This window comes from Paenibacillus sp. B1-35, assembly GCF_050474385.1.
GTDB classification, from domain to species: Bacteria; Bacillota; Bacilli; order Paenibacillales; family Paenibacillaceae; genus Paenibacillus_B; species Paenibacillus_B alvei.
Genome location: NZ_JBCHVJ010000003.1, coordinates 448,938 through 472,588 on the forward strand (window position 1 = coordinate 448,938; position 23,651 = coordinate 472,588).

The window sequence follows — 23,651 nt, forward strand, 5'->3', positions numbered from 1 at the left end:
CTATGCCAAGAAAAGCAGTGGATCAAGAGCTATCGCGAGAGCGCATCTTGGAAGTAGCGCGCCACTTGTTTGTCACGAAAGGATACCGCGCGATCTCCATGCGAAGTATCGGCCAACAATTAGGGTATAGCCACGGATCGCTTTATTATCATTTCAAAGACAAGGCAGAACTGTTCTACGCGCTAGTTCAGGAAGATTTCAAGCGCTTGGGACGGTTGTTCGAACGTGTTATGGTTCAGGCTCCTTCGGATGGGCTGTCGAAGATGGAACAGGTGATGCTGGAATTCATCCGCTTTGGTCTTGAACAGCCGCACCATTATGAAATTATGTTCATGACGCGGGATGAAGAATTGCTCGCGTACGCTCGCTCAGAACAAGGTCGCTGCTTAGAAATGTTCTCGACGATCGTTAGACAGACGCTCGCGAGCAGCATTCATACGGAACAGGAACGGCATAATATCCCACGAAGTATTTTTCTTGCCATGCATGGATTCATCTCCTTTTACATTCAAGATCAAGTCACCTATGATGAGGTGAAACCTGCGGCGTTAGCCCATGTTCGTTTCTTATGCCGCAGAACGCTGGATTCGGCACAGACGGCGTAAAGCGTAATCATTCACAACTTGGAATCCTATGTTTTTGAATTAAAAAGAAGCCTTCTCACGTTTCCATTCGGCGCACATCGTGACAGTAGCCCAGCTCAAGGTTACTGGCATGAATGCAAGCAGGTAATCGGACGTAAGGAGGCTTTTCTATAGTAAAGCAAGACAGCGTATATTACTTTTTTGTATGTTGCTGGAATAGTGACAATATTGTAAGAAGAATTGTCATCAGAATCAGATGCTCATTCTGCGAACTTCATGTAAAGTAATAGATGTGGGGGAATAGACATAGAAGGAGTCTAACCATATCGTTGGAATGAAGTGGGGTAGATAGATCATGAAGAAGGCAGCGCTGCTGCTGGCGGTCATGTCGATCAGCTGGCTGTTGGCAGGATGCGGACAGGCCGTTCAGCATACCTACAACAAGGTTAATCAGGTCGTTACCGATTATGGAAAAGAGAAGTCACTCAATAAAGAGAAGGTCTTTCAAGTTGCGAAGGAAGGCCTCCGCAATTTATATGATATTTCCATCAGCGAACAGGATTGGAACCTGATTTGCGGATTCTCGAAATATTACGCTAACCAGGATAATACGAAGCCTGATGAAGGGCATGTGACCTTTATTGCCACACTTCAGGACATTGGGGAGCGGAAGAATGGCATTAGCGGTTTTTATGGTGAGGTAAATCTGAAGACAAGAGAACTATTTAAGCTCGGTTTATTGATGCCTTCAATAGGCTTGGATAGAGAAGAAAATGAGGTGTCAGAGCTTCAGGAGAAGGCGCAATCGTTCATTGTGGAACGGCTGCGAGCAAATGAACGTACTCTCCACGTCTTGAATGAAAAGAACAAGGAAAAAGGGATCTTTCTATTTCAGGATGCAGAGCTGGGAATGCGGTATGTCATTCGCATGAATGCGGAGCAGAAGAGGGTCACCTTCTTTAAAAAGTGGATACATTCCTAATGGAAGTCCGTCAGATGCTGGCAATGCCATCGGCGGGCTTTTTATTATGTGTGAACAGTTCTTTAGTATGAGATGGGCCAAGGATCAACGTCTCAATAACGCAAAAATGGGTTATCACCTATCATAAGGGTTTCGAATAAGTTGCATAAGGTTCACTTACAAATTGGATAAGCGAGAGTATGCTTTTCAAATCTTAGGTATTGACGATGTCCGTTATTTTTTGGTAAAGTGATGAAAACAATTACCTAGTAAAGAAGTTGGAATAATAAGCATAAGGCGTGAGATCACGTAAATGGGGGTACGAAGGTGAACGCAGTACTGCGCTATCGCGGAGCGTTGTGGGGGTTTCGAACCACGCTGCTTCTATACGTATTTTTACTGGTTGTAATTCCTCTCGGAGGTATTTACGCCCAATCGTTCTATGGAGGTTGGGGGACATTTGTAGACAGTCTTATCGAGCCGCTTGCGTGGCAGTCAGTCGTATTTACGTTCCGTCTTGCATTCATTGCTACAGCCATCAATGTCGTCATCGGGACGATGTCGGCATGGGTGCTCCACCGGTACCGTTTTGTCGGGCGAGCGTGGTTGAACAGCTTGGTTGATCTTCCATTTGCACTTCCGACTGCTGTCGGGGGGCTCATGATTCTGCTGCTGCTCGGACCAGGAAGCTTCATTGGCCGTCTGGCGGAGTCAATGGGATGGAGAATCGTATTTGCAGAGCCCGCAATTGTCGTGGCCATGGTATTCGTCACCTTCCCTTTTGTCATTCGAGCGGTTCAGCCGCTATTGGAGGAAGCAGATCGGTCTGAAGAAGAGGCTTCTTATACGCTGGGAGCTTCTCGTATGCACACGTTCCTTCACGTCACACTGCCGCGCATGCGTCCAGGTATCGTAAGCGGGGCTATGCTGGCTTTCTCCCGAGCGATGGCAGAGTTCGGAGCAGTCGTGCTTGTAGCTGGGAATATTCCAGGAAAAACACTTGTTGCATCGGTGTACATTTTCGGCGAAATAGAAAGTGATCATCCCCAAGCAGCAGCTGTCGTGTCTATCTTATTGCTGACGTTATCTTTTCTATTCCTGTGGGCGATTCATTGGATACAGAACCGGAGGAACCCATCATGAAACAGCGTACTTCTAATCACCAGTCCAAATCATATACAGAACAGCAACTCTTCTTGACCGCCTCGTCATTAACTGCAGCTTCACATTCATCTCATTCACGCTCCAAGATGCAGCTGCTTCTCATTTTATTAACGTACGCTGTATTTTTCACCCTGCTTATCTCTCCCTTACTGCAAATGTGTCTGGGTGCCTTCCAAGGCGGCTGGAGCTCGGCTCTCGCTTCGCTTAGCAGACCAGAGGCTCTTCATGCACTTGGCGTTACAGCCGCTGTTGTAGCGGTTGTGACTGTGCTAAATGCCATCTTTGGAGTATGGCTGTCCATTGTACTGGTAAGAGGGAACTGGATGAGCGGGCTCGCTCGTCGTTTGCTTAATGCCATCATTGATCTTCCTTTTGCGGTGTCTCCGATCATTGGCGGATTTATGATTGTGCTTTTGTTAGGGCCCCAGACAGTGATTGGCACACTATTCGCAGACATGGGATTTCAGATCGTATACGCGTTTCCGGGTATGGTGCTTGCCACTTTGTTTGTGACGTTCCCGCTGCTAATCCGTGAAGTTATTCCTGTTCTTCAAGAAATAGGGACGCAGCAGGAGGAGGCGGCATCTACACTCGGCGCGTATGATTGGACTACCTTCTGGAAGGTTACATGGCCTTCGATTCGTTGGGGAGTCATCTATGGAATCGTGCTGACCGTTGCCCGTTCCCTCGGGGAATTCGGCGCCATTCTTGTCGTGTCCGGCAATATCATGAACAAAACACAGACAGCAACTACATTAGTGTATCAAGACGTGGAGAACTTCAACATTGCGGCTGCCAGTAGCTTGGCACTTGTGCTTGTATGTAGTTCCATCATCCTGCTGCTCGTCATGGAATGGGCGAAGCGTCATGCAGGTCGCAAAGGAGTGCATTGACGATGCATATTGAGGTAAATCAGCTCAACAAATGGTTCGGATCGTATCATGCGGTGCGCGATGTTAACTTCTCCATTGAAGCAGGACAGCTTATAGGCTTGCTTGGACCTAGCGGCGGCGGGAAAACTTCCGTATTGCGCATGCTTGCTGGCTTGGAGCAACCAGACAGCGGTGAGATTAGATTTCAAGGGAAGCGGATGAATGAGATTCCGCCCCAGCAGCGCGGTATCGGTTTCGTATTTCAACAGTATGCATTGTTCAAGCATATGACGGTTTATGACAATATTGCCTTCGGGCTGAACATTCAAAAATGGCCTAAGGCGCGCATTCGCGAGCGGGTCACGGAGCTGCTGGAGCTTATCGAACTGACTGGTGTGGAGCGCAGGTATCCGCATCAATTGTCCGGGGGCCAACGGCAGCGAGTCGCCTTTGCACGCGCCTTGGCGCCAGAGCCTCAGCTGCTGCTGCTGGATGAGCCGTTCGCTGCGATTGATGCTAAGATTCGCAAGGAACTGCGCAGCTGGCTGCGGGAGTTAATTGAACGGGTTGGGATTACGTCCATCTTCGTAACCCATGATCAGGATGAGGCCATTGAGGTTGCTGATGAAATTATGATCATCAATCAAGGGAGAGTCGAACAGAAAGGAACACCTTGGGATATTTATCAATCTCCAAACACACCTTTCGTGGCCGAATTTATTGGAGAATCAACGATTATTTCAGATTTTGACTCTTTGCGAGGCTTCGAGACCTTATCGCTGCATCAGTCAGGCAGCCCTTCTTCAAATATTTCTGCTTCTGCACACATCAGCTTAGAACCTCAATACGATCGGGATACATCCCTTCAAGATGCAGCATTCAAGGCGCTTATTCGCCCCGAATATATTGAGGTTGGATTGCCTGGCGAATTGATGATGGCATCCGCATGTGTGCATGGTACGGTAAAGTCGCTACAATTTCGTGGCAGTGAATGGATGGTGGCCATTGAAGTGGGCGATATGATACTGAAGACGTATCGCTCATTAGAAAAACCAATGCTGCAGACAGGAGATTGGGTACATGTGCTCGTCCATCGTGTCTATCTGTTCGAGGAGGGGCGCAGTTGGGTAGTGGAAAATGCGTTAAAAGAAGACCCGATGCCGGTTCACATTTAAACACAAATGGAGGCACGGGAATGAGAGTACGCCTGATTCGATTCAGAGCGATAGCATGGACAGCTCGATTGACGGCTGTATGGATGCTCTCTCTTTTGGTGATGTTGACGGGGTGCAGCAATGGGGCGGATGCTCCAAACGTGAATGGGGCGGATAGTGGCTTGCCTGTTCAGCAAATATCTACTGCTGATAAGGATACAGTTACACTTGTGATTGGTGCATATTCGGTCGTGAAGGATGCGCTTGGCCGTATATTGCCGGAATTTGCTGCGGATTGGGAAGCAAGGACGGGGAAGAAGATTGTATTTCAAGAGTCCTACGAAGCTTCGGGCACACAGGCAAGAGCGATAGCCGGAGGCATGGAAGCGGATGTGGCGCTTCTTGCAATGGAAGGTGACATTGATAAGCTTGTAGGAGCAAAGCTGATTAAGCCGGAATGGAAGGATCAGGACACTTATCACGGCATGGTCACTCGGTCTGTTGTGGTCATTGGCACGCGCAAGGGCAATCCGCTCGGGATACAGGATTGGTTGGATTTGACTCTTGAGGGGGTCAATGTTCTGTATCCGAATCCCAAAACGTCTGGTGGAGCCCAATGGGATATTAATGCGATATATGGGGCAGGTCTGAAGATGGCCGCTGAACAAGGCGAGAATGGGCCAAAGTTCGCCAAACAACTGCTGATGCGTGTCCATCACAATGTGCTGTCATTAGATAAGAGCGGCCGTGCTTCAATGGCGGCATTCGAATATGGTGTCGGAGATGCAATCGTCACTTATGAAAATGAGATACTATCCCGCAAGCGCGAGGGGGTTCCCTATGAAATGATCCTGCCGAAGCACACCATCCTGGTTGAGAATCCAGCGGTTGTGGTTGAGCACTATGCGAAGAAGCACCAAGTAGAGGAGGCTGCTCAAGCGCTTGTAGCTTATTTGCGTGAGCCTAAGGCACAGCGCATATTCGCAGAAGCGGGATTCCGACCGGTGAATGAGCAAGTTGCACAGGAGACTGCCGAGGTCTATCCCATTCCTGAGGGCTTGTTCCATATCGAAGATATGGGGGGATGGAAGGATGTACGGGAGACATTGTACAGCAGCAGGGGGATTTGGTATCAGGTGTTAGCAGGAATTGAATAAAACATGATGAAAAAGCGCAGGCTGCCCGATACGTTCGAGCGGTCTGCGCTTACATGCTGTCTTAATAAAAACTCATCGTATTCGCGTCGCGACAATGGAAGAGAAGCTTAGCCTTCCCGGTACAAAGGAATGTCGGTCGTCAATCTGCGTACTCCAAGCTCAACAAGCTTATATGCTTCCTCCATGCTGCGCACGGTCCAAACTCCTAGCCCAACGCCGGCTGTTTTCGTATCGGCGACGAGCTGCGGATGGTTGAACACAGCTGACAGCTGTATGAGCAGGGTTGCATTGCCCAGTTCGGCCAGAGCTTTTAGGTCAACGGGCTCATTCGACAGGAGTGCAAGCTCAATGTCTTCGTTCAGTGAACGCAAAATGCGCAAATTGTCTGGATAGAAAGAAATGAATGTAGTGCGTTCCATCATTTCATATTGGTTCACCAAATGAAGGATAGCTTGCAGCTCTTCTTCTGTGTTGTGCTCTTTCAGTTCAAGTTGAAGTCCAACTTTTCCCCCGCATAAGTCGAGCACTTCTTCCAGCAAGGGAACTCTGCAGCCAGCGAACTCAGGGCTGAACTTCTTGCCAGCGTCCACTTGTTGAATTTCGGCAACCGTCTTCTCGCGAATACGCCCAGTGCCGGTCGTCGTCCGATCCAGCGAATCGTCGTGGATGACGACAGGGATGCCGTCTTTCGAATGATGTACGTCGATTTCTAACGTATCGGCGCCCATTTGGATGGAACGGCGGAATGCTTCCATTGTATTCTCGGGATGCACCGCTGCATATCCGCGGTGAGCAACAATTTCAACATCATTGAATCGTGCATTGGAACTCATGATAATCCTCCTTATTACATGATAGCGAATGTATTGGCCAGTGTGACCTTAGCTGCGTTATCATGTATCATAGATCTGTATGTAAGAAAGAGTGCATCGGAATTGACTCCGATTATACTTGATACATGATGGAAGAACAATGGAGATTTTATAACGGTTACGTAATGTTCTTGTAAATATATACGCACTTGAAGGAGAAAGATAGCCATGAATCGTACGACAAACAATTGGTCAATATCATTTTGGGGAACAGGGGATTCCATGGGCGTTCCGCGAGTGTATTGCGATTGCAGCGTGTGTATGGAGGCAAGGGAAGAGGGGAAAAATCGCCGATACCGTTCCTCCATTCTTATAGAACGAGAAGAGGAGCGGCTACTCATCGACTGCGGGCCGGACTGGACAGGCCAGATGGAGCGCGCAGGCTTATATTGGCTGGATGATATTCTCATTACTCACGCGCATCAGGATCATATTGCCGGACTCCCTGCATATGCGGATGCATGCCGCTGGCTGGAACGACAAGGGCATGTCATTGCGCCTGCCGAGGTGAATCAGATGATTCGAACGATGTATCCGTGGCTTGAACGGTTCATTCAATTCGAAAATATCGAAGAAACATGGGAATGGCGAGAATGGTCGGTGCAGCCGATTCGTGTGAATCATGGAAAAAACGGTTATTCCTATGCCTACCGCTTCGACCGTCTCGCTGCCGCAAATCAGGAGCAGGATCAGAGTATGGAAACAGAAGGAGACAAGGGCGGCATATATGCAGATGCAGGCTCAAATCATGATGATAGGGGCTCATTGAATAGCTGGCTATATGCTTCTGATGCAATTGGTCTTGGCGACGAGGAGCGACGGCATTTCCATGATCTTGATCTGCTTATATTGGGTACGAACTTTTATCACGAACAGGCAGCCTACGAAACTCGTTCCGTATATGACATGGTCGAGGCTATGGAACTGCTCCAGGATGTGTGCCCGAAGCGGGCCATATTTACGCATATGTCGCATGACATCGATCTACATACGCGCTACCCGCTTCCATCTAACGTGACACTTGCAAGGACTGGCATGAAGGTGGAGGGATAGCGAATATAGGTAAAGCGCCGCTTCCTGCAGACAAGCTTGTCTGCTGGGAAGCGGCGCTTATTTATGAATGATTAGTTTGAGCTGTCACGATTCAAAATGAACTTCTCGATAACGTGGCGTACGCCTTCGTCGTTATTGCTGTCTGTAACATAATCGGCAATTGCTTTGAGCGAGTCCACCGCGTTGCCCATTGCAACGCCAAGTCCAGCCGTCTCAATAAGATCATGGTCATTCCATGAGTCCCCGATGCCGATTGTCTCCTCCAGGCTACAGCCGAAGTGCTCGGCCAGGTGGCGCAATGCGCTGCCTTTCGTTCCCTCGTGATGGGTGACCTCCAGGAAGTGCGGCTTCGATTTCGTAATATGAACCTCTGATCCAAGCAGTTCCTTCAGCTCTTCTGCAACACGATCCAGACGCTCGGGCTCGTCGATCATGAGCATTTTCGTGGAAGGCGAAGCGAGCAGGCGATCGAAGTCCGGCTCAATGAAATAAGGAATGCTGCTCAAATTCGCATAGTCAATCAGCTTTTGATTTTCCTCGCGAGCATACAGCTTGTCATCAATGTACAATTGCAGATGAAGATCGTGCTCGTCACAGTAACGAAGCAGCTTACGTGCAGCATCGCGCGGTACAGCGCGCTCGTACAGCACTTTGCCGTCAATTACATTCTTTACAAGAGATCCTTGATACGTAATAAGAGGTACATTCAGTCCTGTCTGTAAAGCAATGTTATGGGCAGAAGCATACATGCGCCCAGTTGCGAGTGTAACCGTAACACCTTGCTGAACGGCCAGCTCCAAGGCACGCTTCGTACCTGGCGTTACTTGCTTGTCATCATTAATCAACGTGTCGTCTACATCAATTGCGATAAGTTTATACATGGGTTATGAGTTTCTCTCCTATCTATGTATGCCAGCACACATGCAAGCACGGTATATTTGGGGGTTCGACACTCACTTCTATGTGAACACCCATTGTTCTCTAATACTCCTATTGTACAGCATGTTCGCCCCATTTCAATTCGGCAACAATCATTCCTGCAAAAATGAGCCCGCATCCGGCAATGGCCCACCCTCCAAGCACTTCTCCCGCAAAGGTTACACCTGTTATAGCTGCGAAAACGGGCTCCATGGCGAACAGGATAGCGACGCGTGTCGCTGACGTATAACGCTGGCACCACGTTTGTGCCCAGAAGGCGAAGGCGGTGGACAGCCCGATGGACACTGCCAAAGCGAACAGCACCTTGGGTTCTGAAAGTGCTTGTCCAAGCATGCCCGTTGACAGCTGCGGCTCAAAAATCAGTGAGCTTCCCCCAGATAAAATCCCTACAATCGTGAGCTGTACGGTAACCAGCGGCAGCGTATCGTGATGCGGTGCGAACCGACCCGTCAAGGCGATATGCATGGCGAAGCCAACCGCACAGAGCAATACGAGCACATCCCCTTGATTCCATACAGCAGCCCCGCCGTTAAAAGCAAGCAAATACAGCCCGCACAGTGCAAGCAGGGCGGAGATCCATGTAGGCAGGGTCAAGCGCTGCTTCGCCAGCCAAAGGGTGATGAACGGAACGAGCACTACCGACAGTCCGGTGAGAAATCCCGTATTGGTCGTCGTCGTATACAGCAGTCCAATGGTCTGGAAGGCATAAGCGGAAAATAGCCATAAGCCAAGAATGCTTCCATGGATCAGTAAGCGCTTGTCCAGAAATACAAACAAGCTTCGTCTGGCAAGCAGTACGACAGCAAATAGCAGCCCTGCGCCTATAAAGCGGATTGCATTAAAGGCAAGTGGCGGCAAGGTGTGGACAGCGTGCTGTACAACTAGAAAGGTGCTGCCCCAAATAAGTGCGACGAGTAAAAGACATACATCAGCCAACCATGTGCGTTTCATGATGAATGAGACAGGACTCCTTCCGGCATGCGAATGTTTTACTCCTATCATGTAAGAAAGTGAGCATGCTGTAAAGCGGAGTTTTCAATTATCAATTCTTTACATCCTCCATTTTCCATGTTAAATTTGGAGTAATAATCCGAAATATAGTCGAATTATTGGATAATTATTTCTAACCTATGGGAGTTGGAAACGATGAAGGTAGAGGAAACGAACAAAAAGGTTGAAAGGCTGGTTCAACAACTACAGGGGAATTTGATTGTATCGTGTCAGGCGTATCCTGGAGAAGCGCTGTATGGCAGCGATATGATGGTTCGTATGGCCCTTGCTGCAGTGAACGGCGGCGCAGCCGGAATCCGGAGCAATTCACCGCAGGATGTGGCAGCAATTAAGGAAGCAGTAAGTATTCCGGTAATTGGGATTTGGAAGAAGGAATATCCTGACTCTGACGTATATATAACCCCAACATTTTCGGATGTTGAAGTCATGATCGCTGCAGGAGCTGATATGGTCGCCCTTGATGCTACAATGCAGACACGGCCATCAGGTGAGACGCTTGAGTACATCGTAAACGCTGTCAAGACGAAATACGAAACTCCATTAATGGCTGACATTTCAACCTATGAGGAAGGCGTACGTGCAGCAGAGCTTGGCTTTGATTTTATATCTACGACACTCTCTGGCTATACGCCATACAGTCTCCAGCAGAAGGAGCCTGATATGGAGCTGATCAAGCGGCTGGCTTCTACGGTGTCGAAGCCGATCATTGCAGAAGGACGTATTCATACACCGGAGCAGGCAGAGGAAGCCTTGAGAAATGGGGCATTTGCTGTTGTAGTGGGCACGGCGATTACCCGGCCGCATACCTTAACCAGCACATTTGTCTCTAAAATTAAAGGTGGGACAGTTCCCGCTCAAACGGCAATGACAGGTTCAGTCATTCCCGTAATGAATCGGCAGCACGTTGGAAGCGAGGCTGGCAAGGAGGGGTGCTCCTCATGACCCTTATGACCCTGACGGAATCGGAAATGACGAAAGAATCTGTTGTGATTGCAATTGATATTGGCGGAACCAATATCAAGAGCGGCATTGTGAATAGACATGGGAAGGTGCTCCATTCCCGAACTCTTCCTACAGAAGCTGCGCTTGGGCGTGACGAGCTGCTGAACAAGTTGCTGCAGCTTATTGCTCTGTATCGGGAAGATGCGGAAGAAAATCAATGGCTGATTGAAGGGATTGGGGTTGGTTCTGCGGGCTATATCCATCATGATGGGCATGTCGCATATGCGACGGACAATCTGCCTGGCTGGAGCGGAACTCCTGTTCAATCATGGCTGAGTGAAGCGACTCGTCTTCCCGTCCGTGTTGTGAACGATGTGCATGCAATCGCTCTAGGGGAGAGCTGGAAGGGGGCAGGCAGAGACCTGAAGCAATTCGTATGCGTAGCGCTTGGTACAGGTATTGGCGGTGCAATTATTGAGCAGGGTGCTCTCTATGGGGGGGCCGATGGGCATGCAGGCGGGTTTGGCCATTTTATTGTGCAAATGGATGGAGAACCCTGTACGTGTGGATTGCGCGGCTGCTGGGAGCAATATGCTTCCGTCAACGCCTTGAAGCGCATGATCAAGGAGAAGATTCAAGCGGCGGAAGTCAATCCCGCTTCGATGTCGCTCCTGCCTCCATGTGAGGAGAACCCGAAGGACTGGTTCGCAGCAGCTTGCAGCGGCAATCAAGCAGCAAATGAGGTTATTACTCAATATATCCACAATATTGCAGTGGGACTGGTGGCGCTGCAGCATGTGCTTAATTGTCGGCAATTTGTTTTGGGGGGAGCAATTACGGGTCAAGGGACATGGATGCTTGAAGCGATCAAAGCAGAGATGCGCAAGATGTGCATGCCGGCTTATTGGGGAAATGGAGTAGAGCTCCATGCCGCTGAAATGGGTGAGCATGCAGGAGTCGTTGGGGCGGCCCATTGTATTTATACAGAGCTGCAGGAGCGGCGTAGCTCCGAACAACTTCTTGCTTTTGAACAAAAAGTTCAAACGAATTAGAATTTTGTGGTTGAAAAATCCAAAAAGGCAGTATATAATTTGGATGTGATATTCATACATATTGTTTCAAATGGATTATTTCACCGAAATAAATAAGATACTATCTATTTCTATGGTGATTTGTACCTCAACTTGTCAGTCCTTTCATGTAAGTTCGAAATGCTGCTCCAACGTTTCTAGTTTAGACTGTTACCCATCTTAGATTTCTTACCCTAGAATTGTAACCGTATACGTATCGCGATCTGAACGGCAAGGTGAGTTTCGTTTTGAGATCTTTTTGAAAACGTTTACTTGTGACAAAGAGTTCCTAACGCGTATCGGACTCTGTTCACCATAAAGCTACAACAACATGAAAAGGGTGGTTCAGATGGCAAAAATGAAACGAACGACGATGCTATTGCTAGCTTGTTTCATGGTCTTCACTTTATTTTTGAGCGCTTGCTCAGGGAAAGGCTCCAGTGAAGGAGGATCCTCTTACGGAAGTGATGGCAAGCCTACGGAGATTACATTCTGGTATGGCGTAAAAGGAAAAGACGGCGAGTACCTAGACAAAATGGTCGAAAAATTCAACGCCGGCCAAAAAGAAGTTGTAGTCAAGGCGCTTGGCGGTCAAGATCATTTGAAGCAATTGACAGCTATCTCCGGCGGCAACCCGCCTGATATTTTGCAAACACAATGGAACTTCATTGGTCCTTGGTCAGAAGCTGGAGCCATCATGTCGCTTGATGAATTTATCCAGAAGGATAAATTCGATATGACCAGATTGATCCCTGCGGCATTCGAGCGGATGAAGGTTAATGGCAAGGCATACGGCATGCCAATTCGCTTGGCAATGGCAAACAAGCTGTTTTACAACAAGAAGATGTTCGAGGACGCAGGCATTACGGCCCCTCCTGAAACCTTGGAAGACATGTTCGAAGTGGCGAAGAAGCTTACGAAAAAAGATAGCAGCGGCAGCTATACACAAATCGGATTCATTCCTGACTATCCTTGGATTGACAGCGTATTCTGGCCTACGATCTTCGGCGGAAGCTGGGATGACGGCAACGGTAAGCTGACAGCGAATCAAAAAGCAAACGTAGATGCGATTGATTATCAAATGTCCTATTACAGAGAATTTGGCAATGATGGCATCGACAAAATTAAATCGGGCATGGGCGGACTGCTTACCCCGCAAGACCCGATCGTAACAGGCAAGCTCGGCATGATTATCGGTTGGGATAACTGGTATGTAACAGAGCGCAGCGAAGGCAAAATTGGTGTAGCTCCATTCCCATATCCAAAGGATAAGCCTGAGCTGAAGAACGCGGGGATGGTCAGCCCTGTAGCAATGTACATTCCGACAAAAGCAAAAAATAAGGACGCTGCCTGGAAGTTCTTGCAGTTCATGCTCAGTGATGAAGCACAAATTGAAATGACGTTGGTCAATGGCTCGATTCCATCTGTGTTGAGCGTGTTGGACAACGAGAAGATCAAAAATGATCCAAAGCTTGCAGTCAACCAAGAATTCTTTGAAAGTGCGAAGAGCGAGAACCTGAAGGGTTTCCCGAACACGATTTATATCGATGCATATTTGCAGTCGTTGACTGAAGAAACAGAAAAGGCGCTTAAAGGACAGCAAACCGCACAAGAGGCAATGGATAATGTTGTGAAGAAGATTCAGCCATTAGCCGATAAAGCACAGAAAAAATAACATCATGTGTGGCTGTAACCGTTAATGTAACCGAAAGAGAGAGAATGACAACGGACGGCCTGCCCACTATGGGAGGCCGTCTTTTTACCCCGATCGATTGGAGGGAGTTTATATGGAGAGCACGACCAATGCTGGCATACGCAGACGCGAGCGCAAAAACCTGTTGATCGGACTGGCCTTTATTAGCCCATGGATTATTGGCTTTATTGGGTTCCAATTATACCCGATCATTACTTCATTATATTACAGCTTTACAGAATACAATTTGTTTTCTGCCCCGCAATGGGTGGGATTGGATAACTTTAAGGAATTGTTCCATGATGATAAGTTCTACTTGTCGATGTATAACACCCTGTTTATGACGATCTTTGGCTTGTTTCCGCAGCTGGCATACGCGCTTGGCATTGCGCTGCTGTTGAACATGAAGGTAAAGGGGAAGTCCTTCTATCGTACCGTCTATTTCTTGCCTACACTGGTACCGATCGTAGCTGCTTCCTTGCTCTGGATGTGGCTGCTCAATGCGCAGTACGGTATCGTGAACCAAATGCTCGGTGCGCTTGGATTGCCGGAACCGAACTGGATTTATGATCCGAAGTGGACGAAGATTTCCCTTATTATTATGGGCTTTTGGGGAACCGGAACAACCACGGTCATGTACTTGGCGGCATTGCAGGATGTGCCGAAGGAATATTATGAAGCTGCTTCGATTGACGGAGCGAATGCATGGAAGCGGTTCTGGAACATTACGTTCCCTGCGATTTCGCCAATGAACCTGTTCCTCGTCGTAACGGGTCTCATTGGGTCATTCCAATATTTCGCGCAGGGTATGATATTCGCGGAACAGGCGCAATCGATTGGCGGACCTGAGAACTCTATTTTGTTCTATGCCATCTATCTCTATCAAAATGCCTTCTCATTCTTGAAGATGGGCTATGCATCCGCTATGGCGTGGATCTTGTTCATTATCGTTATGGTGCTTACGGTTATTGTCTTCCGGTCATCAGCTCGCTGGGTTTATTACGGAGGTGAACGTTGATGAGCAGCGTAAATACATCGGTTACCCCCATGAGTCAGGCGAAGCGTCGGCGTTCTATCAAGCGCTCTATTCGAGAAACGTGGATTCCGCATTTGATTCTTGGTGTTGTTGGTCTGCTGTTTTTATTGCCATTCGTATGGACCGTACTTACGTCACTGAAGACGCAGGAAGAGATTTTCGCGATTCCAATTGTTTGGATCCCGGAGCATTTTCAGTGGAGCAACTATGTAGAAGCTGTCAATATGATTCCATTCTTCCGCTATTTATGGAATACGGTTCTGGTCGCTGGCGTCAGTGTAATTGGGGTCGTATTGATTTGTCCGCTCGTAGCATACGGATTCTCGCGCATTCAGTTTAAGGGGCGCAATACGTTGTTCTATTTCATGCTGGCAACCTTAATGCTTCCGTATCAAGTTACGCTGATTCCATTATACGTATTGTACAACAATCTAGGCTTGCTCGATTCCTTCTGGCCGCTCTGGCTTGGGGCGTGGTTCGGGATGGCAACGAACGTCTTCATGGTACGCCAGTTCTTTATGAACCTGCCTTATGAGCTGTCCGAGTCAGCGAAGATTGATGGTGCGTCTGAATTCCGAATTTACTCGCAAATCATTCTTCCATTGGCGCGTCCAGCGGTGATGACGATCGGCTTGCTTACCTTCCTCGCTTCATGGGGGGATTTTATGGGGCCGCTCATCTATTTGAACAGTCCGGAAAATTGGACCCTGTCTATTGGTCTAAAAGGGTACATCGGAGAAACTAAGGTGGCTTGGGAGCAGCTGATGGCTGCATCCACACTCTTTACGGTACCGATCGTAGTCCTATACTTCTTCGTGCAGAAGCAATTTATTGAAGGTATCGCTTTGACAGGATTTAAGTGATTTATCACGATATATTTAGCTCAATAGGCGGCAATAGCAGTTAACGAACTGTCTATTTGCCGCCTTTATGTTGGTCGTTTTTCTATCGCAAATTGGTTGAAAGTGTATGTGCTGATAGAGAAAAGGAAATTTGATTGTATAATTATAGAAGCGCTTTCATGATTTTGCGATAAAATATTGATTTTTTATTCATTCCATTAGATGATAAGGCTAGGTATATACCAGATAGCGGGGAAAAATAAGCGGATTACTGCACCAGCGTGAAGACTGGGTTCATATTATGGAAGGCATTGAATCGTTGATGATTGATGTATAGGTGAACTGGGATTTGCAGGGCATGCAATCTAGCAGGTGGCCGCGCTAGAGAGGCTTCATCCTTGCTGTGATGACGCCGATTGAATGACATAACGAGACTGGAGGAGTCACAGATGGTCGCTGGTGAACATACGAATACTCTTCTGCTTATTAAGAGCCTGTATCCGTCACTTACGAAGACAGAGAAGAAAATAGCCGATTATGTGTTGAAAAATGCGGATTCGGTACTCTATGCGACAGTTACGGATTTGGCAGAGAGAGCAAGTGCAGGCGAGACTTCCGTGCTGCGATTTTGCCGCAATCTCGGTTTTAAGAGCTACCAGGATTTCAAGCTGTCCTTAGCCAAGGATCTGGTATCGCCATTGAAGCATGAGAATAGCGAAATTGAAGAGAGCGATGATTTGTCTATTGTTGCGAAAAAAATGACAATGGAGAATGTCGCATCACTGGAGCACACGTTGTCCCTGCTGAATATGGAAGAGCTGAATAAGGCTGTCGAGGCCATTGTTAAGGCGAAGCGCTTGTTCTTCATGGGCGTAGGCTCCTCAGCGATGACAGCGATGGATGCGCAGTATCGATTTATGCGGCTGGGCTACACGGGAGAAGCGATTACAGATCCGCACGTGATGGCGATGAATGCTGTACTGATGTCGGAACAGGATGTTGTATTCGGCATATCGACATCGGGCAGTACGAAGGACTTGGTAGACACGATCCGGTTAGCGAAAGACAATGGGGTGTTTTTCATCTGTTTAACGAGCCATGCGAAGTCGCCAATTACGAAATATGCAGACTCTATTTTATTGATCAAGTCCAAGGAAACACCGTTAGAGGGCGGAGCCTTCTCCTCGAAGATTGCTCAAATCCATGTGCTGGATATTCTGTCTACGGCGGTTGCCCTTCAAGAGAAAGAGAAGGCCTACAAGGCAATTCAGCAAACGGCAAAATCAGTATTGGACAAGCTATACTAAGTAGAATAACGGTGATAGGACATACTGTGGATCTGTCGGATCGATAGCCGGTATGTTTTGTTACATGAGAAAGAGGCGTTCTCTTCCAAGGAGAACGCCTCTTTGTATGATTCTATATTTTTTAGCACCTATTTTTGCAGCATGAGCAGTCCGATAAAGTCATCCTTGCTAATGTTACCGAGGTAATGATTGATATCCATATCTCCAATCGCCTCGTAAATGGCCTGCTCCTCATAGCGAACGCCTTGAAGCTGCTCCTCGATGTCGCTTACTTCACCGATGCCGAAGAAGTCACCGTAAATTTTCATCGATTGGATAACGCCATCTGCTACATCCAAGCGCACATCGACGATGCCGGCAGGGAACTTCTTCGAATGCTCTACATTGAATTTCGGGGAAGAGCCGTAGTTCCAGTCCCAGTTCTGGTAGCGTTCTTCGGAGATGCGGTGAATGACCTCCCAATCCTGCTCAGTCAACACATACTGCGGTACTTGATCCGCTTCCATTCCGAAGATGTGGCGCAGAATAGTGGCCTTGAACTCCTCGATTGTCATTGGCTCCTTCATGTACTCCACAATGTTGGCAACACGTGAGCGCACAGACTTTGTGCCTTTGGATTCAATTTTAATCTGGCGTACCTTCAAGGCTGATGCGACATGCTCCATCTCAGAGTTGTACAGCAGCGTTCCATGGCTGAACATCCGTCCGCGCGTAGCGAACTGGGCGTTACCAGAAATTTTGCGTTCTCCGACTTGAATATCATTTCGACCAGTCAGTTCAGCATCAACGCCAAGCGAATGCAGGGTATCGATTACGGGCTGGGTGAACTTGCGGAAGTTGTGAAACGATTGCCCGTCGTCCTTAGTAATGAAACTGAAGTTCAGATTGCCTGTATCATGATAGACGGCCCCGCCTCCAGATAGGCGGCGAACGACGTGTATGTTGTTGTCCTTCACATATTCGGCATTGATTTCTTCAATTGTATTTTGGTTTTTGCCGATGATGATAGAGGGTTCGTTGATATAAAAAAGAAGATAGCTGTCTTCCTCAAGCGGCAGATGCTTCAATACGAATTCTTCTATCGCAAGATTGATGCGAGGGTCTGTTATGCCTTGATTATCAATAAATTTCATTGCTTGTCCGACTCCTTCATGTTGAGGCTGTTATGTACATATTTCTATTGTATACGATTTGAATCGAAATACAAAACAGATTTGATATTGATAATCGTTATCACAGATGGTATGATGAGAAGTAACTAAGACGGTTACAATGCAGACCTATACGAGGAGGAACGTCCTAATGTCGATTGCTTCAATCATTCGGGAACGTAGAAGTATTCATGAATTTAACGATAGGCCAGTTGATCGCAGCTTGGTGCTGCAACTGCTGAATGATGCCGTGTGGGCGCCGAATCACGGACTGCGTGAGCCATGGCGCTTCATATATGTAGAAGGAGAAGGCAAGGAACGCGTTGTGAAAGGGCTTCTTGCCATTTTGGAAAAGACCAAGCTGAAAGACGCAACTCCAGAGCAGCGCCAGAAGTTTATGGATCACTTGACACATGTCCCTGCTTACTTGCATGTCGTTATGCCGGAAGATCCCCGTCCGAATATTTGGCAGGAGGATTTGGAAGCGGTTAGCGCTTTGATTCAGAATTTCCAACTGTTAGGCTGGGAACATGGGCTCGGCATGCTGTGGCATACAGGCGATTACATTTATAACAAGCAGTATCGTGAAATGGTAGGTGTTCAGCCGGGCGAGAAAATTGTAGGGGTAATCCGTATCGGTTATTTCGATAATGCGCCGAAGGCTCGCCCGCGTACGAGTGCAGAGCAGCTCTTTACAGTAGTTGATAAATAAGCAAGGCTGGCCTGTATCAACTGACGGTGCTGGCCAAATTAAGGAGTGTCCCGCAGGAAAAGCTGCTGTGGACACTCTTTATTATTTTGTATCCAAAATGATAGATATTCGTGAAGTAAACGGTTACATGATTAAGGGCGATCTAACGGATCTGCCTCCAAATAACGACGGTACATCATTAATTCCAAGGTGTGCTTGATAATCCACGCAGCCAGCAGCACACATACGAGTAAATGAGCGCAGACGAGCGGAGAAAGCAACAGGGTGCGTGTATCCGATACATAAATTAAATAGGCCGCACAGCAAGCTACAGCGAGGACGAGAAAAAGTAGGCTGAACTGATTAGCCTGCATAGACACAGAGCGAGCCAATTCCTTGTCCTCAGTCTCATCCTTGGACATAAAGTTAATAAAGTGCATAACGACTTGAATAACGACAGTAATTCCAAACACATTGCGTGCAAGGGCCATCATTTCAATACTGTATAATCCAATGTCTCCCTTGAGTCGAAACAGAATCGCAGCGTAATAGATGGAAACAATGATGGCGGCGCCGAGATTAGCCCATGATGTCTTGTGATGCACCGACATAATCATCCCTCCTCGTCTATGACATATCACATCTACGTAAAGATGTGTGTTGCAACAAGATTATACAGCAATTAACAGAAGTGTTACAGTGTCCGTTTGACCAATGTTTTTTGGAATTTCATAATAATTCATTAGCAATTCCTTCATAATCGCGCTGCAATGCCTGCTTAACATGAATAAGACTCTCCAACATACTAGGAAAATTCGTTTGACGAACAATGCTGTCTTCCGCATAATGGACGAGTAGAAATGATTATTGCAAACTGGTCGAGCTCCGTCTGGGTGGAGCTGTACATAGAATTTATTCAACCATTGGACAAATTTACTGGACATCCTTGGGAGGAAGACAGCAATGAGCACAGTTGAACGATTCGGACATGGCGGGGATGTATGGACAGCCGCGGATGCATTTGGAGTAGACAGTAAAGCGCTGCTGGATTTCAGTGCCAATATTAACCCGCTTGGGCCGCCGACGGCCGTTATGGAGCGCCTCAGGAATGAGATGATGGCTTCTATTATTCATTATCCGGATCCTGGGCACCGGAAGATGAAGAAAGCATTAGCTGCGAAACTGGGAGTAGGCGAGGATTATATTAGCATCGGAAACGGAGCTGCAGAGTGCATGGCCCTGCTGCTGTTGGCAATTCGTCCCCAACGGGTTGGCGTCATTGCGCCTTGCTTCTCTGAATATGAGACGCTGTCACGCAAGTTCGGGTCTGAAGTAATCCATGTAGTGGGCAGCGAAGATAACGACTTCTGCGCGACTGAAGCACAACTGTCTGAGCTTATTTCGAAAACTGATGTGGTGTTTATTGGACATCCAAACAATCCGAATGGTGCCTTGTACGAGCGCGCATTGCTGGAAAGACTTGCAGTGTTAGCAGAGGCGGCTTCAACGATTCTTGTTATCGATGAAGCCTTTATTGACTTTGCGAATGAAGAAGAAATGTCTCTTGTTCCAATCGTATATCGCTGCCCAAATCTTATTGTTGTTCGTTCATTAACGAAGTTTTACGCCATTCCCGGACTGCGCCTTGGATATGCGATTGCCCAGCCGCAGCATATTGAGGTGATGCTGCGCATGCAAGTGGCATGGAGTGTCAATGGCTTGGCTCTCGCGGCTGGCGAAGCCTTATTGTCGGACGAGCAAGCGGAAGCATATGCGAATGCGACGCGGGCGCTCATTGCTGAAGAGCGAGCTGTTTTGCGCAAGCAACTGCATGCACTAGGGATACGGACGTGGCCAAGCGTGGCGAATTTTTTATTGTGCCGAGCTCCGGAGGGGTGGACGGCGAAGTTGCTTCAGGCAGAATTATGCCGCGCAGGTATTCTGATACGCAATTGTGATATGTATGCTGGGCTCACGGAGAGAGACTTCCGAATCGCAGTCAAGGATCGACGAGCGAACGGAATTGTAGCGTCAGCACTTGCAGCTGTGTTACAGTAAACAAACACAGAATTGAGGGGAAGCGGGATGCAGCCATATCGAGAGGGGAAACGCTCCTATCTATCTCAGTATATCGCAGGAGTACATATTCACTGGGAGGATGCTCAAGTCGTTGTTGAGCTGCCGCAAACTGTACCAATATGGAGCAGTGCTGTATACCATGGCGGACAATGGATGGGGAATCGCATTTTGAACCAAATGGTTCATTATCAATTCGACTGCACTGATCCAGCAGAATATCTGCGGCTTTCGTGTATGGAAAGTGGCTATGTACCGGAACAGACGGTGGGGCTCTTGACGGCTGCAAAAGTTAGTCATGCCTCTGTTGTCGAGCAGGAAGCGGATGAATGCTCGCTGCTGTGCATCACAACGGCGGGGACATCCAATGCGGCACGTTCAGGCATGCCGCGGCGTGTATTTTCAGCCTATGAATCGTTGAAGCCAGGCACGATCAATTCAATTCTTGTATTGGATGGGAAGCTGTCCAATGCGGCGATATTGAATCTATTCATGACGGCTACAGAGGCCAAATGTGCAGCGCTGTCTGATCTTGGCATCATAGACGCTGAAACGGGACGCGTTGCCACAGGAACGACTACGGATGCGATTGCACTTGCAGTAATAGACAGCGGTCGGTATGAACCCGTGCACAATTATGCGGGAACAGCGACAACATTGGGACATGCAGTTGGGCAGCTCGTTTATAACACTGTATATGAATCCGTGAAGACTCAGCATGAAGCGTAACCGCTAACGAGCGGAACAACCTACTAGGGTGGGAGAAACATGACAGCAGCGCTTATCATAATAGCAGCATACATATGGGATCGGATTGTTGGCGACCCGCAGGCGATTCCACACCCGGTCATTGGTATAGGGAAAGGGATTAGAGCCGTAGAGCGATTCATACGCCGGATCAGCCCTTCTGAGAGAGCGCTCAAGCCGCTTGGAATTTTGCTGCCGTTTGTTGTAGTTGGCGGCACGTATGGAGTGACCTGGCTTGTTCTAAAAGGGATGTACCATGTTCATGATTATATCGGATGGGCAGCCGAAGCATTGTTGATTGGAACAACAATTGCGGCAAAAGGACTGAAGGATGCAGGGATGGCTGTGTATCGGAGGCTGAAAGAGCAGGATTTAGAGAGTGCTCGTCGAGAAGTCGGCATGATTGTCGGCCGCGATACAGAGCAATTGGATGAACCGGAGGTCGTACGCGCCACCGTGGAGACCGTAGCGGAGAATATTGTGGATGCGGTGATATCGCCGTTGTTCTTCGCGCTTATCGGAGGCGCACCGCTGGCAATGGCGTATCGTGCGGTTAATACGCTCGATTCCATGGTCGGCTATAAGAATGAGAAGTATGGGAATTTAGGCTGGGCGTCTGCTCGCCTTGACGATATTGCCAACTGGATACCGGCGAGAATGACAGCAGTCTTTGTCACGGTAAGTGCCTTGCTGCATCGCTATGATGCTCGCAGAGCTTGCTCAACGGCGCTGCGAGATGCGAGAAAGCATCCGAGCCCGAACAGTGGCTGGGCGGAAGCATCCGCGGCGGGAGCACTTGGCATCCGGCTTGGTGGATATAATGTGTATAAAGGAATACGTTCATTCCGCGCATATATGGGGGATACACAGCAGCCCTTGCAGGCAGAGCATATACCTGCGGTATGCAGGCTGCTACTAAGCAGCTCCACATGCTTTGTGATTGTTGCAAGTCTGCTCCTCTATATATGCGGAGGATGGCTTCTGTAGACGATTGGTGAATGAAGGAGTACGAAATGGAATGAGACGGACAACTAAATGGAATGCTCCCCCTATTCATCGGAACAAGCGTCGTTTAGGAGCATTGAAAACCAATAGGAAACGAGTCAATATGACAAGGCATATATTACGAAAAAAGAGTCAAACGAACAGCAAGATTGTACGCTTCGCGCTTGTACGCCACGGCTTGACGAAAGAGAATACAGAGCGGCGCTACATTAGCTATTCAGATGTGCCGCTGCTGCCGGATTCCACTGAAGAACTGAGAGGGCTTCGCCGCGCAGTGGCACATCCGTCACCGCTTCTATATACGAGCGATATGCGGCGCTGCCGCGATACGCTTGCTTATTTGCGTCCGCGCGACAGCAGGCAAGCTGTAGAGGATACAAGATTGCGAGAGTATGACTTCGGCATGTGGGAAGGCTTGACCTACAATGATTTGAAGGAGGATCCTCAGTATCGCAGATGGCTGGACGATTCTTCAGCCGTCCAGCCGCCGCGCGGGGAGCCATGGCAGTCCTTCTGCACGCGCACCGCGCATGTATGGTGGGAAGTGCTGCGGAACGCGCGCGAATCCTTCGGCAGCAGCTGCGGCATACACGCGGAGCGTCAGGAATGCGCTGCCCGTCGTCGGCCGCATCATTCTTCCCCGCTTCCCCGTGGGCGGGTGATGCGGTGCAAGCCGAGCCGGATGCGGCAAACATATGGCAGCGGACTTGCCCCGCGGCCGGATGTTGTCATTGTTACACACGGAGGCGTCGTACGTCGATTATATACGCTGGCTTTTCCACGAAAATCATTTTGGGAAGCGGCAGCGCCAATCGGCGGCGGGATCATGATTACAGCGAAGCAATGTGCGCGCAAATGGAAGTTCTTGCGAGCGGAACGTCTGCCAAGCAAATGAGGAAGCATGCGCTAACAGGCTAATATCATCGCAGCAATGATGTATTCTATTGCAAGTGGTGGGCTTTTCCCCTATAATCTAATATCGAGTTTAGGACTTAGATAACGAAATTATTCGATGTTGAATATTCGCGATACTTCAGGTCCTTGGGGAATCATAACGGGATTGATCCATGAATGTTATTGTACAGCAATGGGGCTGTATGGGTTGAAATGCCGGGATGTGTGATATTTGTACCCAGGGTTAAAAGGGAAGCCGGTGTGAACCCGGCGCGGTCCCGCCACTGTGAATGGAGTGTTGTGCTCATTAGGCCACTGTCTAATTGATCAGCAGGTATGGTATCCGCTGATAAGGATGGGAAGGCGAGCTCAACGTATTCTCCTAAGTCAGGAAACCTGCCTGAAGATAGACGAGTTGTATCCTTCGCGG

The 23,651-nt window shown here is 48.4% G+C and carries 23 protein-coding genes and 1 riboswitch; of the genes, 18 read left to right on the top strand and 5 right to left on the bottom strand.

Going from position 1 to position 23,651, the window contains the following annotated elements; all coding sequences use genetic code 11:
- The first annotated feature begins 2 nt into the window (after positions 1-2).
- From ACQ5BJ_RS13810 to ACQ5BJ_RS13835, 6 genes are all read left to right on the top strand, one after another.
- Positions 3-605, top strand: coding sequence for a TetR/AcrR family transcriptional regulator (locus tag ACQ5BJ_RS13810; RefSeq protein WP_289356320.1), 603 nt, complete (start codon positions 3-5; stop codon positions 603-605).
- 334 nt (positions 606-939) lie between these two features.
- Positions 940-1,566, top strand: coding sequence for a hypothetical protein (locus tag ACQ5BJ_RS13815; RefSeq protein ID WP_430110513.1), 627 nt, complete (start codon positions 940-942; stop codon positions 1,564-1,566).
- Positions 1,567-1,872: 306 nt separating this feature from the next.
- Entirely contained in the window at positions 1,873-2,688 is an 816-nt protein-coding gene (cysT, locus tag ACQ5BJ_RS13820; protein ID WP_005549034.1) for a sulfate ABC transporter permease subunit CysT, read from the top strand.
- A gap of 107 nt (positions 2,689-2,795) precedes the next feature.
- Positions 2,796-3,602 carry a sulfate ABC transporter permease subunit gene (locus tag ACQ5BJ_RS13825; RefSeq protein WP_163978249.1) on the top strand — a complete coding sequence of 269 codons (807 nt, stop codon included), beginning with the start codon at positions 2,796-2,798 and terminating at the stop codon, positions 3,600-3,602.
- Between the two features lie 2 nt (positions 3,603-3,604).
- Complete coding sequence (locus tag ACQ5BJ_RS13830) at positions 3,605-4,756, top strand: sulfate/molybdate ABC transporter ATP-binding protein (RefSeq protein WP_005549030.1); 1,152 nt, start codon at positions 3,605-3,607, stop codon at positions 4,754-4,756.
- Positions 4,757-4,776: 20 nt separating this feature from the next.
- Complete coding sequence (locus ACQ5BJ_RS13835; protein WP_268621523.1) at positions 4,777-5,892, top strand: sulfate ABC transporter substrate-binding protein; 1,116 nt, start codon at positions 4,777-4,779, stop codon at positions 5,890-5,892.
- Positions 5,893-5,999: 107 nt separating this feature from the next.
- Here ACQ5BJ_RS13835 and ACQ5BJ_RS13840 read toward each other — a convergent pair whose 3' ends face one another.
- Positions 6,000-6,725 (bottom strand): glycerophosphodiester phosphodiesterase, encoded by a 726-nt coding sequence (locus tag ACQ5BJ_RS13840; RefSeq protein WP_005549027.1) that lies wholly within the window; start codon positions 6,723-6,725, stop codon positions 6,000-6,002.
- A gap of 207 nt (positions 6,726-6,932) precedes the next feature.
- On the opposite strand from ACQ5BJ_RS13840, the gene ACQ5BJ_RS13845 reads away from it, so the two are divergent.
- A complete protein-coding gene (locus tag ACQ5BJ_RS13845) occupies positions 6,933-7,817 on the top strand; it encodes an MBL fold metallo-hydrolase (protein ID WP_268621525.1) in 885 nt (294 codons plus the stop codon).
- A gap of 71 nt (positions 7,818-7,888) precedes the next feature.
- Here the strand turns inward: ACQ5BJ_RS13845 and ACQ5BJ_RS13850 are convergent, their stop codons facing one another.
- Together ACQ5BJ_RS13850 and ACQ5BJ_RS13855 are read right to left on the bottom strand one after the other, a co-directional pair.
- Entirely contained in the window at positions 7,889-8,698 is an 810-nt protein-coding gene (locus ACQ5BJ_RS13850) for a Cof-type HAD-IIB family hydrolase (protein WP_005549023.1), read from the bottom strand.
- 109 nt (positions 8,699-8,807) lie between these two features.
- Positions 8,808-9,707 carry a DMT family transporter gene (locus tag ACQ5BJ_RS13855; protein ID WP_040736161.1) on the bottom strand — a complete coding sequence of 300 codons (900 nt, stop codon included), beginning with the start codon at positions 9,705-9,707 and terminating at the stop codon, positions 8,808-8,810.
- 195 nt (positions 9,708-9,902) lie between these two features.
- Between ACQ5BJ_RS13855 and ACQ5BJ_RS13860 the strand changes: the two genes are divergently transcribed.
- From ACQ5BJ_RS13860 to ACQ5BJ_RS13885, 6 genes are all read left to right on the top strand, one after another.
- The gene (locus ACQ5BJ_RS13860) at positions 9,903-10,709 is read left to right on the top strand and encodes an N-acetylmannosamine-6-phosphate 2-epimerase (RefSeq protein ID WP_268599798.1); all 807 of its coding nucleotides are present in this window, start codon (positions 9,903-9,905) and stop codon (positions 10,707-10,709) included.
- The gene (locus ACQ5BJ_RS13865; protein ID WP_430110505.1) at positions 10,706-11,761 is read left to right on the top strand and encodes an ROK family protein; all 1,056 of its coding nucleotides are present in this window, start codon (positions 10,706-10,708) and stop codon (positions 11,759-11,761) included. The genes ACQ5BJ_RS13860 and ACQ5BJ_RS13865 overlap by 4 nt, the downstream gene beginning before the upstream one ends.
- Positions 11,762-12,128: 367 nt before the next feature.
- A complete protein-coding gene (locus tag ACQ5BJ_RS13870) occupies positions 12,129-13,454 on the top strand; it encodes an ABC transporter substrate-binding protein (RefSeq protein ID WP_367668499.1) in 1,326 nt (441 codons plus the stop codon).
- 112 nt (positions 13,455-13,566) lie between these two features.
- Positions 13,567-14,490, top strand: a complete 924-nt coding sequence (locus ACQ5BJ_RS13875; RefSeq protein WP_005549018.1) for a carbohydrate ABC transporter permease — start codon at positions 13,567-13,569, stop codon at positions 14,488-14,490.
- Positions 14,490-15,371, top strand: a complete 882-nt coding sequence (locus tag ACQ5BJ_RS13880) for a carbohydrate ABC transporter permease (protein WP_289356304.1) — start codon at positions 14,490-14,492, stop codon at positions 15,369-15,371. Before ACQ5BJ_RS13875 ends, ACQ5BJ_RS13880 begins: the two co-directional genes overlap by 1 nt.
- Before the next feature lie 428 nt (positions 15,372-15,799).
- Entirely contained in the window at positions 15,800-16,657 is an 858-nt protein-coding gene (locus ACQ5BJ_RS13885) for a MurR/RpiR family transcriptional regulator (RefSeq protein WP_289356303.1), read from the top strand.
- 128 nt (positions 16,658-16,785) lie between these two features.
- Here the strand turns inward: ACQ5BJ_RS13885 and ACQ5BJ_RS13890 are convergent, their stop codons facing one another.
- Entirely contained in the window at positions 16,786-17,790 is a 1,005-nt protein-coding gene (locus ACQ5BJ_RS13890) for a lipoate--protein ligase (protein ID WP_005549013.1), read from the bottom strand.
- A 169-nt stretch (positions 17,791-17,959) separates the two neighbouring features.
- Between ACQ5BJ_RS13890 and ACQ5BJ_RS13895 the strand changes: the two genes are divergently transcribed.
- Positions 17,960-18,520 carry a nitroreductase family protein gene (locus ACQ5BJ_RS13895; RefSeq protein ID WP_005549012.1) on the top strand — a complete coding sequence of 187 codons (561 nt, stop codon included), beginning with the start codon at positions 17,960-17,962 and terminating at the stop codon, positions 18,518-18,520.
- 131 nt (positions 18,521-18,651) lie between these two features.
- Here the strand turns inward: ACQ5BJ_RS13895 and ACQ5BJ_RS13900 are convergent, their stop codons facing one another.
- Complete coding sequence (locus ACQ5BJ_RS13900) at positions 18,652-19,110, bottom strand: hypothetical protein (protein WP_005549011.1); 459 nt, start codon at positions 19,108-19,110, stop codon at positions 18,652-18,654.
- A 352-nt stretch (positions 19,111-19,462) separates the two neighbouring features.
- On the opposite strand from ACQ5BJ_RS13900, the gene cobD reads away from it, so the two are divergent.
- Genes cobD through ACQ5BJ_RS13920 form a run of 4 tightly spaced genes read left to right on the top strand, consistent with a single transcriptional unit; the run spans position 19,463 to position 23,222 of the window.
- Positions 19,463-20,557 (top strand): threonine-phosphate decarboxylase CobD, encoded by a 1,095-nt coding sequence (gene cobD / locus ACQ5BJ_RS13905; RefSeq protein WP_430110499.1) that lies wholly within the window; start codon positions 19,463-19,465, stop codon positions 20,555-20,557.
- Between the two features lie 27 nt (positions 20,558-20,584).
- Complete coding sequence (locus ACQ5BJ_RS13910; protein ID WP_430110497.1) at positions 20,585-21,304, top strand: adenosylcobinamide amidohydrolase; 720 nt, start codon at positions 20,585-20,587, stop codon at positions 21,302-21,304.
- A gap of 39 nt (positions 21,305-21,343) precedes the next feature.
- Positions 21,344-22,309, top strand: a complete 966-nt coding sequence (gene cbiB, locus ACQ5BJ_RS13915) for an adenosylcobinamide-phosphate synthase CbiB (protein WP_005549007.1) — start codon at positions 21,344-21,346, stop codon at positions 22,307-22,309.
- A 31-nt stretch (positions 22,310-22,340) separates the two neighbouring features.
- A complete protein-coding gene (locus tag ACQ5BJ_RS13920) occupies positions 22,341-23,222 on the top strand; it encodes a histidine phosphatase family protein (protein ID WP_268621544.1) in 882 nt (293 codons plus the stop codon).
- 193 nt (positions 23,223-23,415) lie between these two features.
- Positions 23,416-23,639, top strand: a riboswitch (cobalamin riboswitch).
- Positions 23,640-23,651 lie beyond the last annotated feature (12 nt).

Excerpts from the sequence above, each read along its gene's own strand:
- ACQ5BJ_RS13810 (WP_289356320.1), top strand. The coding sequence starts at position 3 with ATGCCAAGAAAAGCAGTGGATCAAGAGCTATCGCGAGAGCGCATCTTG.
- ACQ5BJ_RS13815 (WP_430110513.1), top strand. The coding sequence starts at position 940 with ATGAAGAAGGCAGCGCTGCTGCTGGCGGTCATGTCGATCAGCTGGCTG.
- ACQ5BJ_RS13825 (WP_163978249.1), top strand. The coding sequence starts at position 2,796 with ATGCAGCTGCTTCTCATTTTATTAACGTACGCTGTATTTTTCACCCTG.
- ACQ5BJ_RS13830 (WP_005549030.1), top strand. The coding sequence starts at position 3,605 with ATGCATATTGAGGTAAATCAGCTCAACAAATGGTTCGGATCGTATCAT.
- ACQ5BJ_RS13835 (WP_268621523.1), top strand. The coding sequence starts at position 4,777 with ATGAGAGTACGCCTGATTCGATTCAGAGCGATAGCATGGACAGCTCGA.
- ACQ5BJ_RS13840 (WP_005549027.1), bottom strand. The coding sequence starts at position 6,725 with ATGAGTTCCAATGCACGATTCAATGATGTTGAAATTGTTGCTCACCGC.
- ACQ5BJ_RS13845 (WP_268621525.1), top strand. The coding sequence starts at position 6,933 with ATGAATCGTACGACAAACAATTGGTCAATATCATTTTGGGGAACAGGG.
- ACQ5BJ_RS13850 (WP_005549023.1), bottom strand. The coding sequence starts at position 8,698 with ATGTATAAACTTATCGCAATTGATGTAGACGACACGTTGATTAATGAT.
- ACQ5BJ_RS13855 (WP_040736161.1), bottom strand. The coding sequence starts at position 9,707 with ATGAAACGCACATGGTTGGCTGATGTATGTCTTTTACTCGTCGCACTT.
- ACQ5BJ_RS13860 (WP_268599798.1), top strand. The coding sequence starts at position 9,903 with ATGAAGGTAGAGGAAACGAACAAAAAGGTTGAAAGGCTGGTTCAACAA.
- ACQ5BJ_RS13865 (WP_430110505.1), top strand. The coding sequence starts at position 10,706 with ATGACCCTTATGACCCTGACGGAATCGGAAATGACGAAAGAATCTGTT.
- ACQ5BJ_RS13870 (WP_367668499.1), top strand. The coding sequence starts at position 12,129 with ATGGCAAAAATGAAACGAACGACGATGCTATTGCTAGCTTGTTTCATG.
- ACQ5BJ_RS13875 (WP_005549018.1), top strand. The coding sequence starts at position 13,567 with ATGGAGAGCACGACCAATGCTGGCATACGCAGACGCGAGCGCAAAAAC.
- ACQ5BJ_RS13880 (WP_289356304.1), top strand. The coding sequence starts at position 14,490 with ATGAGCAGCGTAAATACATCGGTTACCCCCATGAGTCAGGCGAAGCGT.
- ACQ5BJ_RS13885 (WP_289356303.1), top strand. The coding sequence starts at position 15,800 with ATGGTCGCTGGTGAACATACGAATACTCTTCTGCTTATTAAGAGCCTG.
- ACQ5BJ_RS13890 (WP_005549013.1), bottom strand. The coding sequence starts at position 17,790 with ATGAAATTTATTGATAATCAAGGCATAACAGACCCTCGCATCAATCTT.
- ACQ5BJ_RS13895 (WP_005549012.1), top strand. The coding sequence starts at position 17,960 with ATGTCGATTGCTTCAATCATTCGGGAACGTAGAAGTATTCATGAATTT.
- ACQ5BJ_RS13900 (WP_005549011.1), bottom strand. The coding sequence starts at position 19,110 with ATGTCGGTGCATCACAAGACATCATGGGCTAATCTCGGCGCCGCCATC.
- cobD (WP_430110499.1), top strand. The coding sequence starts at position 19,463 with ATGAGCACAGTTGAACGATTCGGACATGGCGGGGATGTATGGACAGCC.
- ACQ5BJ_RS13910 (WP_430110497.1), top strand. The coding sequence starts at position 20,585 with ATGCAGCCATATCGAGAGGGGAAACGCTCCTATCTATCTCAGTATATC.
- cbiB (WP_005549007.1), top strand. The coding sequence starts at position 21,344 with ATGACAGCAGCGCTTATCATAATAGCAGCATACATATGGGATCGGATT.
- ACQ5BJ_RS13920 (WP_268621544.1), top strand. The coding sequence starts at position 22,341 with ATGAGACGGACAACTAAATGGAATGCTCCCCCTATTCATCGGAACAAG.